The organism is Bradyrhizobium sp. 138 (assembly GCF_023074075.1).
Lineage (GTDB): Bacteria > Pseudomonadota > Alphaproteobacteria > Rhizobiales > Xanthobacteraceae > Bradyrhizobium.
In genome coordinates this window covers 167827-183906 of record NZ_JADPKT010000007.1, presented here as the reverse complement: position 1 = coordinate 183906, position 16080 = coordinate 167827, and the positions used below count along the sequence as shown (strand labels likewise).

19 protein-coding genes are annotated in these 16080 nt (G+C 65.5%); 10 read left to right on the top strand and 9 right to left on the bottom strand.

The window, feature by feature from the left end:
- Positions 1–78: 78 nt before the first annotated feature.
- On the bottom strand, positions 79–270 hold the full coding sequence (locus tag IVA79_RS05265; RefSeq protein WP_247550794.1) for a hypothetical protein: 192 nt from the start codon (positions 268–270) through the stop codon (positions 79–81).
- A gap of 31 nt (positions 271–301) precedes the next feature.
- Entirely contained in the window at positions 302–1459 is a 1158-nt protein-coding gene (locus IVA79_RS05260; RefSeq protein ID WP_247550793.1) for an MFS transporter, read from the bottom strand.
- A 165-nt stretch (positions 1460–1624) separates the two neighbouring features.
- On the opposite strand from IVA79_RS05260, the gene IVA79_RS05255 reads away from it, so the two are divergent.
- Positions 1625–2884, top strand: a complete 1260-nt coding sequence (locus tag IVA79_RS05255) for an adenylate/guanylate cyclase domain-containing protein (protein WP_247550792.1) — start codon at positions 1625–1627, stop codon at positions 2882–2884.
- 37 nt (positions 2885–2921) lie between these two features.
- Here IVA79_RS05255 and IVA79_RS05250 read toward each other — a convergent pair whose 3' ends face one another.
- Positions 2922–4166, bottom strand: a complete 1245-nt coding sequence (locus tag IVA79_RS05250) for an MFS transporter (protein WP_247550791.1) — start codon at positions 4164–4166, stop codon at positions 2922–2924.
- 166 nt (positions 4167–4332) lie between these two features.
- Here IVA79_RS05250 and IVA79_RS05245 point away from each other — a divergent pair, with 166 nt between their 5' ends.
- Positions 4333–5697, top strand: coding sequence for an Nramp family divalent metal transporter (locus tag IVA79_RS05245; RefSeq protein ID WP_247550790.1), 1365 nt, complete (start codon positions 4333–4335; stop codon positions 5695–5697).
- A 39-nt stretch (positions 5698–5736) separates the two neighbouring features.
- Here the strand turns inward: IVA79_RS05245 and IVA79_RS05240 are convergent, their stop codons facing one another.
- The 6 genes from IVA79_RS05240 to hemB all read right to left on the bottom strand — a co-directional run bounded on the left by IVA79_RS05240 (position 5737) and on the right by hemB (position 9752).
- On the bottom strand, positions 5737–6135 hold the full coding sequence (locus IVA79_RS05240) for a PIN domain-containing protein (RefSeq protein WP_247550789.1): 399 nt from the start codon (positions 6133–6135) through the stop codon (positions 5737–5739).
- On the bottom strand, positions 6125–6355 hold the full coding sequence (locus IVA79_RS05235; protein ID WP_247550788.1) for an AbrB/MazE/SpoVT family DNA-binding domain-containing protein: 231 nt from the start codon (positions 6353–6355) through the stop codon (positions 6125–6127). Before IVA79_RS05235 ends, IVA79_RS05240 begins: the two co-directional genes overlap by 11 nt.
- Positions 6356–6496: 141 nt before the next feature.
- Positions 6497–6910, bottom strand: a complete 414-nt coding sequence (locus tag IVA79_RS05230; RefSeq protein ID WP_247550787.1) for a hypothetical protein — start codon at positions 6908–6910, stop codon at positions 6497–6499.
- A 107-nt stretch (positions 6911–7017) separates the two neighbouring features.
- The gene (locus tag IVA79_RS05225) at positions 7018–7794 is read right to left on the bottom strand and encodes an arginyltransferase (RefSeq protein WP_247550786.1); all 777 of its coding nucleotides are present in this window, start codon (positions 7792–7794) and stop codon (positions 7018–7020) included.
- A gap of 119 nt (positions 7795–7913) precedes the next feature.
- Positions 7914–8456, bottom strand: coding sequence for an RDD family protein (locus IVA79_RS05220; protein WP_247550785.1), 543 nt, complete (start codon positions 8454–8456; stop codon positions 7914–7916).
- 234 nt (positions 8457–8690) lie between these two features.
- A complete protein-coding gene (gene hemB / locus IVA79_RS05215) occupies positions 8691–9752 on the bottom strand; it encodes a porphobilinogen synthase (protein WP_247550784.1) in 1062 nt (353 codons plus the stop codon).
- Between the two features lie 138 nt (positions 9753–9890).
- On the opposite strand from hemB, the gene IVA79_RS05210 reads away from it, so the two are divergent.
- From IVA79_RS05210 to IVA79_RS05175, 8 genes are all read left to right on the top strand, one after another.
- Positions 9891–10388 (top strand): DUF6163 family protein, encoded by a 498-nt coding sequence (locus IVA79_RS05210; RefSeq protein ID WP_247550783.1) that lies wholly within the window; start codon positions 9891–9893, stop codon positions 10386–10388.
- A 600-nt stretch (positions 10389–10988) separates the two neighbouring features.
- Positions 10989–11507, top strand: coding sequence for a MarR family winged helix-turn-helix transcriptional regulator (locus tag IVA79_RS05205; RefSeq protein WP_018320040.1), 519 nt, complete (start codon positions 10989–10991; stop codon positions 11505–11507).
- 200 nt (positions 11508–11707) lie between these two features.
- The gene (locus tag IVA79_RS05200) at positions 11708–11944 is read left to right on the top strand and encodes a hypothetical protein (protein WP_247550782.1); all 237 of its coding nucleotides are present in this window, start codon (positions 11708–11710) and stop codon (positions 11942–11944) included.
- Positions 11945–11981: 37 nt separating this feature from the next.
- On the top strand, positions 11982–12203 hold the full coding sequence (locus IVA79_RS05195; protein ID WP_014494771.1) for a hypothetical protein: 222 nt from the start codon (positions 11982–11984) through the stop codon (positions 12201–12203).
- Positions 12204–12474: 271 nt separating this feature from the next.
- Positions 12475–13773 carry a serine hydroxymethyltransferase gene (gene glyA, locus IVA79_RS05190; protein WP_247550781.1) on the top strand — a complete coding sequence of 433 codons (1299 nt, stop codon included), beginning with the start codon at positions 12475–12477 and terminating at the stop codon, positions 13771–13773.
- 16 nt (positions 13774–13789) lie between these two features.
- The gene (gene nrdR, locus IVA79_RS05185; RefSeq protein WP_011087793.1) at positions 13790–14272 is read left to right on the top strand and encodes a transcriptional regulator NrdR; all 483 of its coding nucleotides are present in this window, start codon (positions 13790–13792) and stop codon (positions 14270–14272) included.
- Positions 14269–15417 (top strand): bifunctional diaminohydroxyphosphoribosylaminopyrimidine deaminase/5-amino-6-(5-phosphoribosylamino)uracil reductase RibD, encoded by a 1149-nt coding sequence (gene ribD, locus IVA79_RS05180; protein WP_247550780.1) that lies wholly within the window; start codon positions 14269–14271, stop codon positions 15415–15417. Before nrdR ends, ribD begins: the two co-directional genes overlap by 4 nt.
- Positions 15417–16028 carry a riboflavin synthase gene (locus tag IVA79_RS05175; protein WP_247550779.1) on the top strand — a complete coding sequence of 204 codons (612 nt, stop codon included), beginning with the start codon at positions 15417–15419 and terminating at the stop codon, positions 16026–16028. Before ribD ends, IVA79_RS05175 begins: the two co-directional genes overlap by 1 nt.
- The last annotated feature ends 52 nt before the right edge of the window (positions 16029–16080 follow it).

Genomic DNA, 16080 nt, shown 5'->3' with positions numbered 1-16080 from the left:
ATCCTGAGGGCCCGCCAACGGCGGGCGTCTCGAAGGATGTGCCGCGGGGAAGGCTGGCGCTTTGCGAATGAGCGGGGATCAGCTCTTCGGCGCCGTCGCCGCAGGCGGGCTTGGCTCCGGCGTCTTCTTCGGCTTCAGCGTGCCGGCATAGAACGAGACCAGCCACACCAGGATGATGGCGAGGAGATAGACGCCCCAGGCCTGCGGCGGCGTGGTCGCCCAGCGCAGGAGGCCTTTGAATGTACGGGGCGGGCCAGCGTCGTCGTTCATGGCCCGCTTGTGCGCGAAAGCTCTGGTGCCGTCAATCAGGCGACGGCTTGGTGCGGATCAGGAACAGCGCGGCCAGCGCCGACAAGCTGAGCGCGGAGGAGACGATCAGCACCTTGGCTCCCATGAGGTCGATCAAGAGGCCGAAGGCCAGCGGCGCCAGCGCCTGCGCCATCCGGGCCGGCGCGCCGATGATGCCGAGGCGGTAGCCAAAGTCCTTCGGGCCGAAGATCGACAGCGGCAGCGTGCCGCGCGCGATCGTCAGGATGCCGTTGCCCGAGCCGTGGAACAGCGCGAACGCGCTCGCGGCGGCACCGCCGAAGATCGCCACGACCACCGCGCCGATCGGATGGGTGAGGCAGGCGAGCCGCGTCGACCACAGCGGATGGAAGCGGCTGAGAAAGCCGGCTTCCAGCATGCGTGCGCCGACTTGCGCCGGACCGATCAGTGCGCCGGCCGCGATGGCCTCGACCGGCGTTGCGCCCGTCGTCTCCAGGATGCGGGGGAAATGCGCCGCCATCGCGCCGGTGACGGTCCAGACCGCCGCGAAGATGAAAGCGAGCAGGAGCATGGTGCGGTCGAGCGGCAAATGCGGCTTCACGGCCGTGGCCGCCGCCTGCTTGGCGCCCTTGATCACCGGCAGCATGAAGAGATTGAGCGGCAGGCCGATCAGGATGTTGGCGGCCGCCCAGGCAAAGCAGGTCTCGCGCCAGCCGATATGGGCGAGACCCCAGGCGGTGAGTGGCCAACCGACGGTGGAGGCAAAGCCCGCCATCAGCGTGATGCCGGTGATGGGCCTGCGTGCCTCGGTGCCGTAGATGCGGCCGAGAGCGGCGAAGGCGGCGTCGTAGAGCCCCATGGCCATGCCGATGCCGAGCACGAGCCAGGCGAACACCATTACCGGGACGGAATGCGCGAAGCCAAGCAGCGCGAGGCCGGCGGCAATCGTCAGGTTCGACGCCGACAGCACCTGCCGGCCGCCGACGAGATCGATCTGCCGCCCGATGCGCGGGCCGAGCATCGCCGAGATCACCAGCGAGGCCGAGAACGCGCCGAAAATCCAGTTGGAGGAGACGCCGAGGTCGCGCGCCATGGGATCGGCGATCAGTGCCGGCAGATAATAGCTCGAGGCCCAGGCCAGGGTCTGCGTGGTGCCGAGTGCCAGGATGATCGGAAGCTGGCGCTGGCTCATATGACTGTATTCTGGGTCGACGGTGTCATCGGTTCCCTTTGCAGCCGGCATGACAGCGCGTCAACACCGGCTGCGACATGTTCGATCTGCTGTGGGCGCGAGCCTGGGACGCACGACGTTCGCGCGCGGCCTTCCGCTCGTCACGAATGCACGCCATAATGGCGCATGCAATTGACCTCGCGCCTAGCGCTGATGAATTGGGTCGCCAACCAGGCGCTCACCGGCCTGCCTGAACCCGAACTGCTCCGCGGCTTCTGCGAGCGTTGCTGCGCCGAGGGGCTCGACCTGTCGCGCGGGCTCGTCGTGATCGACACGCTGCATCCGATCTATGAGGGCCGCGCCTTCCGCTGGAGCGATACGCCGACCAATGAGAGCGACGTCATCGAATACGGCTCGACCGCGGAGGGCGACGCGGCCAAGAACTGGCGCCGCTCGGTGTTCTATCATTTGCTCGAGCATGGACACGACGAGATGGTGATCGATCTCGCCGATGCGCCCTCGCTCGACTTCGCGCAGATCGGCGACCTCGCCGAAAAGGGCCATCGGCATTTTCTCGCCTTCGTGCATCGATTCGGCGAGACCGGCGCGCTCGGGCAGATGGATTGTCTCTACTCCTACTGGACGACGCGGCGCGACGACGGCTTTACGGAAGCCGAGCTTGCCGCGCTGCGCGACCTCGTGCCGGTGCTGGGGCTCGCGATCAAATCGGCGCAGCAGGTCGACATCGTGCGCACGCTCGGCCGCGTCTATCTCGGCCGCGATGCCTCCGAGCAGGTGCTGCGCGGGCGCATCTCGCGCGGCGTCACCGAGCGCATCAACGCCGTCTTGTGGTATTCGGACCTGCGCGGCTCGACCGGGATCAGCGAGAGCATCGGCCCCGACGAGATCATTCCGTTCCTGAACGATTATGCGCAGGCCGTGATCGACGCGATCCACGAGGCCGGCGGCGACGTGCTCAAGTTGATCGGGGACGGTGTGCTCGCGATGTTCTGGGGTGAGGACATGGCGGACGCGCGGCGCGCTGCGCTCCGCGCCGAGCACCTGTTCCGCAAGAACGTTGCGGTGCTGAACAAGCGGCGGGAGACCGATGGCCGTCCCACCACCTCGGCCTATATCGGCCTGCATGTCGGCCAGGTCTTTTACGGCAATATCGGCAGCGAGGACCGGCTCGACTTCACGGTGGTCGGCCCCACCGTCAACGAGGTCAGCCGCATCGCCTCGATGAGCCGCTCGGTCGATCGCGAGCTGCTGGCGTCATCGGAGTTCTACAAGGGCCTGGATGCCGCTGGACGCCGCTATCTCGTCTCCACCGGCCGCTATGCCCTGCGCGGCATCGGCCGCGCGCAGGATCTCTACACGCTCGATCCCGAGGTCGAGGCGAGCGAGCCGGTGACGGGGAGCTACGAGCGGTATCTGGCGAGTTAGCCCGGTCGCTGCAGCACGCTCCGTCATTGCGACGCGGCTAGCACCTTACCGCCACCTCATCCCCCACCATGTCCGGTTGCCGGTCCAGTGCGACCGCCGGTGACAGCAGGATCACCAGCGCCTGCACGCCGAACACGGCGGCGGCGAGATAGAGGCATGCTTCCGCGCTCCAGAGCCCGCCGACGACCGCGCCCAGCGCTGAACCGAGCGGACGGGCGCCGTAGCTCATGATGTTGATGGCGGAGACGCGGCCCAAGAGGCGCGGCGGCGTCACCGACTGGCGCAGTGTCGTGGTCGAGATCACCCACAGGATCGGCCCGACGCCGAGCAGGAAGAAGCTCAGACCCGCGAGCCAGGGCGAGGGGACCAGCACGGTCAGCGCCATCACCAATGCGGCGATGAAGCCGGTGACGGGACCGAGGCCGACCACCGTGCCGAAGGCGATGTGCTGCATCACGCGCGTCGCGACCAGCGCGCCGATCACCATGCCGACGCCGTACATCGTCAGCACGGTGCCGACACCGGCGGCGGTCAAGCCGAGATGGCGCACGGCATAGGGCACGAACACGGCGATCTGCAGGAACCAGCCGGTATTGAAGATGAACTGGGTTATGAACACCGGCCGCAGCAGCGGATGATGAAACACGAAGGCCGCGCCCTCGCGGATGTCCTGCAACGGATGGCGCCGCGGCGCCGGCGCGCGGACGGGTTCGAAGATGCCTGACAGCAGCACCACCGCAACCGCCGAGAGCGCCGCGGCGAAGCCGAAGGCCGGGCTCGCGCCCCACCAGCCCACCAGCGCGCCGCCGAGCGCAGGCCCGCTGGCAAAGGCGATGGTGCGCGCAAGCTCGATCCGGGCATTCGCCGCCGGCAACAGCTCCGAACTCACCAGCGAGGGCACCAGCGCCGGCGCTGCCACGCTGTAGACGACGGTGCCGCACACGGCCGCGAAGCCGAGCAGCGCCAGCAGCGGCAGGTTGAGCGCGCCGAGCGCGAGCAGCAGCACGATGGCGGCGAGCGCCACCGCCCGCAGCGCCTCGGCCCCTGCCATCAGCGAGCGGCGCGAGATGCGGTCGGCGAGCAGGCCGGCGGGAATGGCGAACAGCACGAAGGGCAGGGTCAGCGCGGTCTGCAACAGGCCGGTCCGGCCTTCCGCGACCCCGAGCGTGAGCACGGCCACGATCGGGGCTGCGGCCAATGCGATCTGCTCGGCCGACTGCGCTGCGAGGTTGGACCAGGCGAGGCGGCCAAAGGTGTCGGGGAGGCGGGGCGGGTTTGACATGGCGCATGTCCTGCAAAGTCGGGTTGGCGCCACTATCCGGCCTTGGGCCCACCAAACCCACCCGCTTTCCGACAGGGCGGCGAATAACGGCCGGGACGGGACCCCACGCCGCTAGATGCAGTTGCAAATGAGTTGCAATAAGAACAAAGTTGGGTATTCTGCCAGTATGGATGCCCAATCACCCCACCTGACCCGAGCCTTGAGCCAGGACGCTGCCGGCTGGCGCGCTGATGCGCCCACCACCAAGAGCCTCGCCGAGGTCAATTCCACAGTTGCGATCCCGACCGCCGGCCACTGGTCGCGGCGGCTGCTCGCCTTTGTCGGCCCGGGCTATCTCGTCTCGGTCGGCTACATGGACCCCGGCAATTGGGCGACCGACCTCGCCGGCGGGTCGAAGTTCGGCTACACGCTGCTCTCCGTCATCCTGCTCTCGAACCTGATGGCGATCCTGCTGCAGTCGCTGGCGGCACGGCTCGGCATCGTCACCGACCGCGACCTCGCGCAGGCCTGCCGCGCCACCTATTCGCCGGCGGTGAACTTCCTGCTCTGGCTCGCCTGCGAGGCGGCGATCATCGCCTGCGACCTCGCCGAGGTCATCGGCACCGCGATCGCGCTCAAACTTCTTTTCGGCATTCCCCTGATCGGCGGCGCGCTGCTCGCAGCCCTCGACGCTTTTCTGCTTCTGATCCTGATGAACCGCGGCTTCCGTTTCCTCGAAGCCTTCGTCATCGCGCTGCTCGCGGTGATCGCGGTCTGCTTCGCAGTCCAGATCGTGGCCGCGGCGCCGCCGGTCGCGGAGGTGCTGCGCGGCTTCGTGCCGAAGAGCGAGATCTTCACCAATTCCGAGATGCTCTACATCGCGATCGGCATCATCGGCGCGACCGTGATGCCGCACAATCTCTATCTGCACTCCTCGATCGTGCAGACGCGCGCCTATGAGCGCAACGACACCGGCCGGCGCGAGGCGATCAAATGGGCGACGACGGACTCGACCATCGCCCTGATGCTGGCGCTGTTCATCAACGCCGCGATCCTCGTCGTGGCGGCTGCGACCTTCCACAAAACCGGCCATTCCGACGTCGCCGAGATCGGCCAGGCCTTCGAGCTGTTGTCGCCGCTGCTCGGCCTTGGCATCGCCTCGACGCTGTTCGCAGTGGCGCTGCTCGCCTCGGGCCTCAACTCGACGGTGACCGCGACGCTCGCCGGCCAGATCGTGATGGAAGGCTTTCTCGACCTGCGTCTGCCGAGCTGGGCGCGGCGCCTGCTGACACGCGGTATCGCCATCATTCCCGTGATCATCGTCACCGCGATCTATGGCGAGCGCGGCACGGCCGATTTGCTGGTGTTCAGCCAGGTGGTGCTGTCGATGCAGCTGCCCTTTGCGGTCATCCCCCTGGTGCGCTTCGTCTCCGACCGCCGCAAGATGGGGAAGTTCGCGATTCCCGCCTACGTCGCCGCGATCGCGTGGATCGTCGCGGGCGTGATCGTGATTTTGAACCTGAAGCTGCTGGCGGACACGTTCTTTGGGTGAGGGGGTCGCCCCGCGGGTCGTTCGGACGAGCAGCGCACGTCACGCGAACGGATTGGCAATGCGGAGGCCTTCCTTCAAGACCATCCCGTGCTGGAAGTCTTCCGATAGCAACGTCTCGCATCCCGCGTGGAGTGCAGAGGCGGCGATCATCGCGTCGTAGATTTGCATTCCATAGCGTTCGGCCAGCTCCAGGCCGGTGTCATGGATATCAAGCGTAACAGGATGGACGGTCAATAGACCGCGCAACGAGTCCAGGTACGTATACGTCTCCTGCCACGACAACTGCATCTTCCGGCGGGCTACGTTGGCAAGCTCGTTGAGCACCTGGACGCTGATCACGCCTCCCTGAGAAAGAGCCTGTTCCGCTCTGTCGGCCTTCGTCGCATCGCTCGAAACGAGATAGACGAGGACGTTGGTGTCGAAGAAGCTATCGGGCATTCGCTTCATCTCTGTCGAACTTGAAGTCGGCAGGAAGGCGGCCGCGAAGAGCACGAAGCCGCTGCAGAAAGTCCTCTCGGCCGGGCTTACGCGCAACACCGAACTCTCGCGTGCCCGCAACGCGAATCTCGATCTCGTCGCCTTCCTTTAACTCGAGCGCTTCGACGACAGTGGCGGGAAGGCGGACGGCGAGGCTATTTCCCCACTTGGCGACCTGCATATTGCCTCTTGCCTCCATGGATATACATCACTTAATATGTATATCCATCGCCTAAGATGTCAAGGTCGCAACCAGCACGTGCGTTCTGTGCCGCTTGAGGCCCATTACAACTTGCTCGTTGCTCATGGTTCTTCCAGCCGGCTAGCAGAGCCCGCTCAGGTGCTTGAACTTCCAGAGCGAGGGCAGTCCTTGCGGGCTGGTTTTCGGCACGTAGCCGCGCAACGTCGTCGTCGGTCCCTTCTGCTTGAACTCCTCGATCCCGCATGATGTCGGACCCTCGTAGAGGCGCACCGTCACGTCGTAGAAATCGGGAAGAACGCCCTCGACCCGCGCTTCGGATTCGATATCGGCGTTCGGGCGCCGCCACGTGTGAATGATCTCGCGGCCGGAGCCCGGCTTGTCGAACAAGGGAACGTCCGGCGCAAAGAGATCGGCAATCTCGCCGATCTTGCTGACCGGCTGGCCGTAGTCCTTCAGGAATGTGCGAAGCGCCGGAGGCGGAGGTGTCACCGCGACGCAGCGGCCGAAATACTCCTTGTGGCCGGCGACAGGCATGAGCGTCGATGCTCGACGACGTGACCAACGAAAATGCAAACAGAGCAGAACGTACGGACGGCAAGTGCATGCCTGTGCTGGCCGCGCGACGTTGAACCACGGTGGTCTCAATCCTGCGGCTCGGACGCCGCATCGCCCTGCGCATCCACGCGCAGCCAGCCTGAGGACGCGAGGCGCTGCTGCGGCAGGAAGCGGGCCTTGTAGTCCATCTTCTTCGAGCCATCGATCCAGTAGCCGAGATAGACGTAAGGCAGGCCTTGCCGGCGGGCGCGGGCGATGTGGTCGAGGATCATGAAGGTGCCCATCGAGCGGCTGACCTGGCCCGGCTCGAAGAACGAGTAGACCATCGACAGACCATCGCTGAGCACGTCGGTCAGCGCCACCGCGATCAGCTCCTCGCCGCGGCCGGTGATGCCGCTGTCGGGGCCGCGCTTGCGGTACTCGATGATGCGGGTCTCGACATGGCTGTCCTCGACCATCATGGCGTAGTCGAGCACGGTCATGTCGGCCATGCCGCCGTGGCGGTGGCGGGCGTCGAGATAGGCGCGGAACACCGAATATTGCTCGGAGGTCGGCACCGCGCTGCGCTGCTCGCCGATGATGTCGGCGTTGCGCGCCATCACCTTGCGGAAGTTGCGGGAGGGCCGGAACTCGTTGGCGATCACCCGGACCGAGACGCAGGCGCGGCACTGGTCGCAGGCTGGCCGATAGGCGATCGATTGGCTGCGGCGGAAGCCGCCATGGGTCAGGAGGTCGTTGAGGTCGCCCGCGCGCTCACCCACCAGGTGCGTGAACACCTTGCGCTCATGCCGGCCCGGCAGATACGGGCAGGGTGAGGGCGCCGTAAGGTAAAATTGTGGGGTATCGCGCGAGTGCTGGGTCACGGGACGTCGTGGGCCTCCGAAGTGAGTATCAGCATCGCGCTACGGAAGCCCCCGGTCAATTGGTCAGCTCGGCAGGTCAGATCAGCCAGCTTAGATGGTCGTGGTTGACAGGTCCTTGCTCAGTAGGTCCTTGCGGCCTGCTGCGCGGGCACGCGAACCGAATTGTTGATCACGACCGTTCCCAACACGAAGTCATGCAGCAGGCGCCGGCGGCCATTGAACAGTCCGACCAGCACCACGAAGGGCGTCAGGAACGAGACCGTCACCCAGAACAGCACGGCATGGGTGGCGCCGAGCACGAAATAGCCCGGCGCGCCGTACCAGGTGCGCAGCTCCAGGTCCATCAGGCGCATGCCGACCGTCGCCGACGAGGGACCGCCGATGCAGGCGCCATAGTAGACGATGGCCCAGATGACGGAGGCCGGCCAGGCCAGCCAGAACAGCGCCCAGCCGATGCCGAGAGTGACCACGCCGAACAATGCGATGAAGATGTAGCCGAGGATCACCGGCACCGAGATCACGACCATGTCGATCAGGAAGGCGAACGCCCGCCGCGTCGCAACGCCGCGGAACAGTTCCGGATGGGGATCGGGGTCGTAGGCGTGTGGTTGCGCCCCGCCGTCATTGCGCCAGGCGCCCGAATTGCCCGAGTCATACGACATGATCCGTCCTCCCAAGGGGGAAACAGAGGGAAAACCCTCCAGGCAGGACATGGGAACAGGCTCTTCCCCTGCCAAGGGCGCAGGGACATTAACAAGCCGAAATATTCCGGCGATTCGTGGGCGGCGGATCGGGCGGTGCTGTAGGTGGGCAAAGCGAAGCGTGCCCACCATCCGGTAGCGATCGCGGCCAATCGTGGGCACGGCGCAAATGCGCCTTTGCCCACCCTACGAGATCTACCCCTGCGCGCGCAGCTTCTCCGCCGCCTGCGGGGCAAAGTAGCTCAGCACGCCGTCGGCGCCGGCGCGCTTGAACGCCAGGAGGCTCTCCATCATCGCGCGCTCGCCGTCGAGCCAGCCGTTATTCGCGGCGGCTGCGATCATCGCGTATTCGCCGGAGACCTGGTAGGCGAAGGTCGGCATCGCAAAGGTATCCTTCACGCGGCGGACGACGTCGAGATAGGGCATGCCAGGCTTCACCATCACCATGTCGGCGCCCTCGGCGATGTCGAGCTCGACCTCGCGCAGCGCCTCGTCGGTGTTGGCGCTATCCATCTGATAGGTGCGCTTGTCGCCGGTGAGCGTCTTGGCAGAGCCGATGGCGTCGCGGAACGGGCCGTAGAAGGCGGAGGCGTATTTGGCCGCATAGGCCATGATCTGCACGTCGAGCAGGCCGGTGCGATCCAGCGCCTCGCGGATCGCGGCGACGCGGCCATCCATCATGTCGGAGGGCGCGATGATGTCGCAGCCGGCCTCGGCCTGCACCAGCGCCTGGCGCACCAGCACGGCGACCGTCTCGTCGTTCAAGATCTTGCCGTCCGAGACCAGGCCGTCATGGCCGTGGCTGGTGAAGGGATCGAGCGCGACGTCGCAGAGGACGCCGATCTCCGGAAACTCCTTCTTGATCGCGCGTACCGCCTGGCAGACCAGGTTGTTCGGATTGGTCGCTTCCGAGCCGTCCTCGTCGCGTAAAGACGGGTCGGTGTAGGGAAACAGCGCGATGCAGGGGATGGTGAGCTTCATCGCGCGCTCGGCCTCGCGCACGGCCTGGTCGACGCTGAGGCGCTCGACACCGGGCATCGAGGCGACCTGCTCGCGCTTGTTGGTGCCGTCGATCAGGAACAGCGGCCAGATCAGGTCGTCCGTGGTGAGCACGTTCTCCCGCACCATGCGCCGGGCCCATTCGGCCTTGCGGTTGCGGCGCGGGCGGACGGTCAGATCGAGAGCAGGGGAGGCGCCAGCGCCATCCCGGCGCGAAACCTCGCGCAATTCGATCGGACGTCCGTATTTGATCGCCATCACTCTTCCTCCGGCTGGAATTATTCTTATACCAGCTCGCACGGTTCCCGTCACCGCGGCTTGACCTGCCGCAAGGCAGGATTGAACTGACTTGGGCAGCCGATTGATTTTGCGGGGCGAAGCAGCCAGAAGGGGCCCATGTCCGAGATCTCCACCCGCGATGCGGCGCGCGACAGCGCCAGGGACGCTGCCAGAGACACCGCCAGAGACGCGGCGATGTCGGTCGCTGCGATCTCGTCGGAGCGGGCCGAGTCCGACGACAATGTCTGGACGCGCCGCCTGGTGCTGTTCCTGCGGGTGATGGCGCTGCTCTCGATCCTGAAAGGTCTCTATCACTGGGCGCAGGTGACGGGCTTTGTCGGCGGTGAGGACGAGGCATTCGAGAACCAGTCGATGGCCTGGCAGGCCGCGACCGTCTACTTTGCCGTGATCGAGCTCGTCGCCGCGGTCGGCCTGTGGCTGGCAACGCCATGGGGCGCGGTGGTGTGGCTGACGACCGTGGTGTCGATGGCGGTGATCGAGCTGATGTTTCCGGGCATCTACGGCGGCAGCCTGATCGTCGTCGGCGTCGAAGCCTTCATGCTCGCCGCCTATCTCGCGCTCGCCTGGATGGCCGCGCGCGAACGACCGCCGTAGCGATCTCTTGTAGGATGGGTAGAGCGCAGCGAAACCCATCACCGCGTGCCCCTGCATCGATGGGTTTCGCTTCGCTCTACCCATCCTACGGGCTCGCGTGCCCCGGACGCTGCGCAGCACTCTCGGCGATGCGAAGCATCGTCCGGTGTGATGCGCTGCAGAGCCGGGGCCCACCACAATCTCGCTTTGAAACATCTGGGTCCCAGCTCTGCGCGCCGCTTCGCAGCGCTTGTCCGGGACACGAGCTGAGTTGTGCTGCGCTTGGTTGACCGTTGGTTGCCTAAAATTTGCGGTAAGTTTTCGTTGACCAGCCGGTTCCGCCACAGCTCTTACGCGCCCGTTTCGAAACGGAGCGGGCCTGTTCTGGAATGCGACAAGGGGGGCGGACGGAGGGTGAACAGGACCTTGCGAAGGTCAACAGAGTGTTGCGAAAAGTGCTTGTGGCACAGGCTTAATCCGCAATTCACTGTCTTAAATTCATGATCTCTTTATTCTCTTATTTAAGCCGATCTTCAAACGAGCCCCTTAAGTTGCACCTATCAGACGGGACACAAGTTTCGTCGAATAAGTGTCGATAAAAACGACAACAGGGGAAGTGTCATGATGAAAGCCGTCGCAACTGCGGCAGATACCGCAGAGCGCGTCTCCGGCCAGCAGGGTTCGGTGCAGTCGCTCTATCTGGAAGCTTTGACTCTGGTGGAGCGGCTGCATCGCCGGCTCCTCGACGTGATCAAGGACGAATTCGATCGCCGCGGTCGCGCGGACATCAACTCGGTGCAGGCGCTCCTGCTTTACAACATCGGCGACAAGGAGCTGACCGCGGGCGAGCTGCGCACGCGCGGCTACTATCTCGGCTCCAACGTCTCCTACAATCTGAAGAAGCTTGTCGAGCTTGGCTTCCTCGATCATCAGCGCTCACGCGTTGATCGCCGCTCGGTGCGCATCCGTCTGACCCCGCAGGGTCAGGAAGTCCGCCGCATCGTCGATGCGCTCTACCAGAAGCACGTCAAGACGGTGGAGCAGGTCGGCGGCATCTCCGGCGAGGAGTTCTCGACCCTCAACAAGTCGCTGCATCGTCTCGAGCGGTTCTGGACCGACCAGATCCTCTATCGGCTCTGAGTTTCCAAGGGATCAAGGCCAAGCCGGCCCCCAACAAGACCGGCAGGCTTCCCGAACGTGCCTGGACTTCCCCAAGCGCGCCGGCCCGGATTCCCTCCGGACCGGTGCGTTTTATTTTGTGCACCTGCGAAAAAAATCGCGCGCGGCGCGGAACCAGTTCCGGCCCCAGCACTTATCTCCTTCGGATCGGAGACAGGACGATGCTGGTCGAGCGCGGGCTTCAGGCAATGAACGTGGAACTCGTGAGCGAGGCCTACGCCATCGCCGCGAACTACTTTCGCCGCTCCGGCGCGATTCCCGATACTCTCGTCACCGACGAGCGCCTGCTGGGGATTGTCGTGAAGCTGCTCCAGCAAGGCGAATTCAACAAGATCAGGCTCGCCAACAAGGCGATCAATCGGTTCGAGACGCAGTCCGAGGCCCGCGCGGTTGCCTGATCAAGACACCGAAAATTCAAGAGAACCAGAGGGTGCCATGGAAGCCGCCATCGACCGCATCATGCAGACCTATGACCTGCTCGCCAACCGCACCGCCGCGGCCAGCGAGGAGGCACGGGCCAAGGTCACGAACTATCTTAATACGCTGATGGAGGCCGGCGAGAAGGACCCCCACAGGTTGACCGTTTGCGGCCTGACCTATCTGCGCCAGCTCGACGGCAGCGTAGACCCGGTGAAGGCGGGGTATACCGGGCTGTGACGCGACTTCTGCGGGAGTCTGCAGCTTCGGGCATGAGGAGTTAAAGGCCCGGAGCGGCCCCATTTTCGGGTGCGACGGATGGGTGGTTCGCCCGAAGCGGCCAATTCACCAAAAGCCGCCAATCCCCACCATATCTTGCACAAATCTCGCCCCCGACCCGCAAATGCTTGGCCTGTTGCGGGCGATGTGGTAGATCGCGCGTGCTTCCGATCGCCACACCAGACCCGCCCGTAGCCCGCCAAAAGGCTGCGGCGGTGGAGATATTCGCAAGATGACCGCAGCCAAGACCGCCTCCGCGCCCGATTCGTTTTTCACCGCCTCGCTCGAGCAGGCCGACCCGGAAATCGCCGCCGCCATCAAGGGCGAGCTCGGCCGGCAGCGCCACGAGGTCGAGCTGATCGCCTCTGAGAACATCGTCAGCCGGGCCGTGCTGGAAGCGCAGGGTTCGGTGATGACCAACAAATACGCGGAAGGCTATCCGGGCGCGCGCTACTATGGCGGTTGTGAGTGGGTCGACGTCGCCGAGAACCTCGCGATCGATCGCGCCAAGAAGCTGTTCGGCGCCAATTTCGCCAACGTGCAGCCGAACTCGGGCAGCCAGATGAACCAGGCGGTGTTTCTGGCGCTGTTGCAGCCCGGTGACACCTTCATGGGTCTCGATCTCGCGGCCGGCGGCCATCTCACCCACGGCTCGCCCGTCAACATGAGCGGCAAGTGGTTCAAGGCCGCGCACTACACCGTGCGCCGCGAGGACCAGATCATCGATATGGACGCGGTCGCCAAGCAGGCCGAAGAGGTCAAGCCGAAGCTGATCGTCGCCGGCGGCTCGGCCTATTCGCGCGCCTGGGACTTCAAGCGCTTCCGCGAGATCGCGGACTCGGTCGGCGCGTATCTCCTGGTCGACATGGCGCACTTTGCCGGCCTGGTGGCCGGCGGCGTGCATGCTTCACCCGTGCCCTATGCCCACATCACCACGACGACGACGCACAAGTCGCTGCGCGGTCCGCGCGGCGGCCTGATGCTGTGGAATGATGAGACGCTGACCAAGAAATTCAACGGAGCGATCTTCCCGGGCCTGCAGGGCGGCCCCTTGATGCATGTGATCGCGGCGAAGGCGGTTGCCTTCGGCGAGGCGCTGCGTCCGGACTTCAAGGTCTACGCCAAGAACGTCGTCGAGAACGCCAAGGCGCTGGCCGAGGCGATGAAGAGCCACGGCTTCGACATCGTCTCCGGCGGTACCGACAATCATCTGATGCTGGTCGATCTCCGGCCGAAGGGCCTGAAGGGCAACGTCTCGGAGAAGGCGCTGGTCCGCGCCGCCATCACCTGCAACAAGAACGGCATCCCGTTCGACCCCGAAAAACCCTTCGTCACCTCGGGCCTGCGTCTCGGCACCCCCGCGGCGACGACCCGCGGCTTCGGCGTCGCCGAATTCCAGCAGGTCGGCGGCATGATCGCCGAGGTCCTCAACGCGATCGCGCAATCCGACGACGGCAAGGCGCCGCTGGTCGAAGCTGCGATCAAGGAGCGGGTCAAGGCGCTCACCGACCGGTTCCCGATCTACCAGTAAGGCTAGGCCCACGCGGATGCGCTGCCCGAACTGCAACAGTCTCGATACGCAGGTAAAGGACTCGCGTCCGACCGAGGACTCTTCCGTGATCCGCAGGCGGCGCGTGTGCGTCGCCTGCAATTTCCGTTTCACCACCTTCGAGCGCGTGCAGCTGCGCGAACTCACCGTGATCAAGCGCAACGGCCGCCGCGTGCCGTTCGACCGTGACAAGCTGATGCGCTCGGTGCAGATCTCCTTGCGCAAGCGGCAGGTCGAGCCGGAAAGGGTGGAGAAGATGGTCTCCACCATCGTGCGCGAGCTCGAGACCGGGGGCGAGGCCGAGATCTCCTCCGAGGTGATCGGCGAGACCGTGATGGAGCATCTGCGCACGCTCGACGACGTCGCCTATGTTCGCTTCGCCTCGGTCTATCGCAATTTCCGCGAGGCCAAGGATTTCGCCGACGTGCTCGGCGAGCTCTCCGGCGAGGAGGAAGCGCGGCTCGCCGCGATCCGCAAATGATCTTCCGCATCCTGGAAGACCAGTTCGCGCAGAAGGCCCGTGAGGCCAGGGACGCCGATCATCGTTTCATGCAGCTCGCGCTGGCGCTGGGTAAGCGCGGGCAGGGACGTACCTGGCCCAATCCGGCCGTCGGCGCGGTCATCGTCAAGGACGGGGTCATCGTCGGCCGCGGTTGGACCCAGCCCGGCGGGCGGCCACATGGCGAGCCCGAGGCCTTGCTGCGCGCAGGCGAGGCGGCGCGCGGCGCCACGCTCTATGTCACGCTGGAGCCGTGCTCGCATTTCGGCAAGTCGCCGCCTTGCGCCGATGCGGTGATCGCGGCGGGCATCAAGCGGGTGGTCGCGGCGATCGAGGATCCCAATCCTGAAGTCGCGGGCCAGGGTCATGCGCGGCTGCGCGCCGCCGGCATCACAGTAGACGTGGGAACGTGCGCGGCCGAAGCCGCATTCGACCATGCCGGGCACTTCCGCCGTATCCGGGACAAGCGTCCGCATGTGATCCTGAAGCTCGCGGTGTCGCCCGACGGCAAGATCGGCGTCGCCGGCGGCAAGCCGGTTGCGATCACCGGCGAAGCTGTGCGCAATCGCGTGCATCTGCTCCGCGCCCAGAGCGATGCGATCCTGGTCGGCATCGGCACGGTGCTGGCGGACGATCCGCTGCTCACCTGCCGCCTGCCGGGCATGGCGGCGCGCTCGCCGGTGCGCGTGGTGCTCGATCAGAGCCTGCGGATTCCCGGCGCGAGCAGGCTCATAGGCTCCGCGCGCGAGACGCCGCTCTGGGTCGTGGGGTCTGACCTTGCGGAAGCCGCAGCAGCGACGCGTCTCGGTGCGACCGGTGCGCAAGTGATCCGCGTCCCGCCGGCAAATGTCTCGGGGCTGGACCTTCCGGCCGTGCTGCATGCGCTGGCCGGGAAGGGCATCACGCGGCTGATGGTCGAGGGCGGCAGCCGCGTTGCGTCCTCGTTCGTCGCGACCGACCTCGTCGACGAGATCTGGCTGTTCCGCGGGGCGGAAGCGGTGGGCTCTGGCGGCGTCGATGCGCTCGATGCATTGCCCCTGTCGAAAATCACGCAGTCGCAGGCCTACAAGGTTCATGCTAGCGAGACATTCGGCAAGGATACTCTCACCATTTACGAGCGCGCGTAATGTTCACCGGCATTGTCACCGATATCGGCGAGATCGTCGGCTTCACGCCGACCGCGCAGGGGCAGTTGCACCGGCTGCGCATCGCCTGCCGCTACGATCAGACCACCATTGCCGACGGCGCCTCGATCGCCTGCAACGGCGTCTGCCTCACGGTGGTCGCTTCGGGCGTTGCGAACGGCAAAACCTGGTTCGACGTCGATGCCGCCGCCGAGACGCTGGCGCTGACGACGGCCAAGCATTGGAAGGTCGGCACGCGCCTCAACCTCGAGCGTGCGCTGAAGATCGGCGATGAGCTCGGCGGGCATATCGTCGCCGGCCACGCCGACGGCATTGCCACGCTCGTCAGCCGCGAGGACCTGCCCGACATGGCGCGGTTCGAGCTCGCGACCACGCGGGAGCTGGCCCGGTTCATCGCCACCAAGGGCTCGATCACGCTCGACGGCGTCTCGCTGACGGTCAATACGGTCAAGGACGTGACCTTTTCGGTGCTGATCATCCCGCACACCCTGACGGTGACCACGATCGGCGGCTGGAAGGCGGGGGACGAGGTCAATATCGAGGTCGATCTGATGGCCCGCTACGCGGCGCGGCTGACGGAAATGACGGTTTAAAACTTGGCTTACGTGCCTGCGGCGACTACATAACGCGCCAACCTCTAGAACG

Bases quoted from the DNA above. Each gene is read 5' to 3' on its own strand.
- IVA79_RS05245 (WP_247550790.1), top strand. From the start codon at position 4,333: ATGGATGCCCAATCACCCCACCTGACCCGAGCCTTGAGCCAGGACGCT.
- ribD (WP_247550780.1), top strand. From the start codon at position 14,269: ATGATCTTCCGCATCCTGGAAGACCAGTTCGCGCAGAAGGCCCGTGAG.
- IVA79_RS05175 (WP_247550779.1), top strand. From the start codon at position 15,417: ATGTTCACCGGCATTGTCACCGATATCGGCGAGATCGTCGGCTTCACG.
- IVA79_RS05260 (WP_247550793.1), bottom strand. From the start codon at position 1,459: ATGAGCCAGCGCCAGCTTCCGATCATCCTGGCACTCGGCACCACGCAG.
- IVA79_RS05210 (WP_247550783.1), top strand. From the start codon at position 9,891: ATGTCCGAGATCTCCACCCGCGATGCGGCGCGCGACAGCGCCAGGGAC.
- IVA79_RS05240 (WP_247550789.1), bottom strand. From the start codon at position 6,135: ATGCCCGATAGCTTCTTCGACACCAACGTCCTCGTCTATCTCGTTTCG.
- IVA79_RS05255 (WP_247550792.1), top strand. From the start codon at position 1,625: ATGCAATTGACCTCGCGCCTAGCGCTGATGAATTGGGTCGCCAACCAG.
- IVA79_RS05205 (WP_018320040.1), top strand. From the start codon at position 10,989: ATGATGAAAGCCGTCGCAACTGCGGCAGATACCGCAGAGCGCGTCTCC.
- glyA (WP_247550781.1), top strand. From the start codon at position 12,475: ATGACCGCAGCCAAGACCGCCTCCGCGCCCGATTCGTTTTTCACCGCC.
- IVA79_RS05265 (WP_247550794.1), bottom strand. From the start codon at position 270: ATGAACGACGACGCTGGCCCGCCCCGTACATTCAAAGGCCTCCTGCGC.
- IVA79_RS05200 (WP_247550782.1), top strand. From the start codon at position 11,708: ATGCTGGTCGAGCGCGGGCTTCAGGCAATGAACGTGGAACTCGTGAGC.
- IVA79_RS05195 (WP_014494771.1), top strand. From the start codon at position 11,982: ATGGAAGCCGCCATCGACCGCATCATGCAGACCTATGACCTGCTCGCC.
- nrdR (WP_011087793.1), top strand. From the start codon at position 13,790: ATGCGCTGCCCGAACTGCAACAGTCTCGATACGCAGGTAAAGGACTCG.
- IVA79_RS05230 (WP_247550787.1), bottom strand. From the start codon at position 6,910: ATGCCTGTCGCCGGCCACAAGGAGTATTTCGGCCGCTGCGTCGCGGTG.
- IVA79_RS05250 (WP_247550791.1), bottom strand. From the start codon at position 4,166: ATGTCAAACCCGCCCCGCCTCCCCGACACCTTTGGCCGCCTCGCCTGG.
- hemB (WP_247550784.1), bottom strand. From the start codon at position 9,752: ATGGCGATCAAATACGGACGTCCGATCGAATTGCGCGAGGTTTCGCGC.
- IVA79_RS05235 (WP_247550788.1), bottom strand. From the start codon at position 6,355: ATGCAGGTCGCCAAGTGGGGAAATAGCCTCGCCGTCCGCCTTCCCGCC.
- IVA79_RS05220 (WP_247550785.1), bottom strand. From the start codon at position 8,456: ATGTCGTATGACTCGGGCAATTCGGGCGCCTGGCGCAATGACGGCGGG.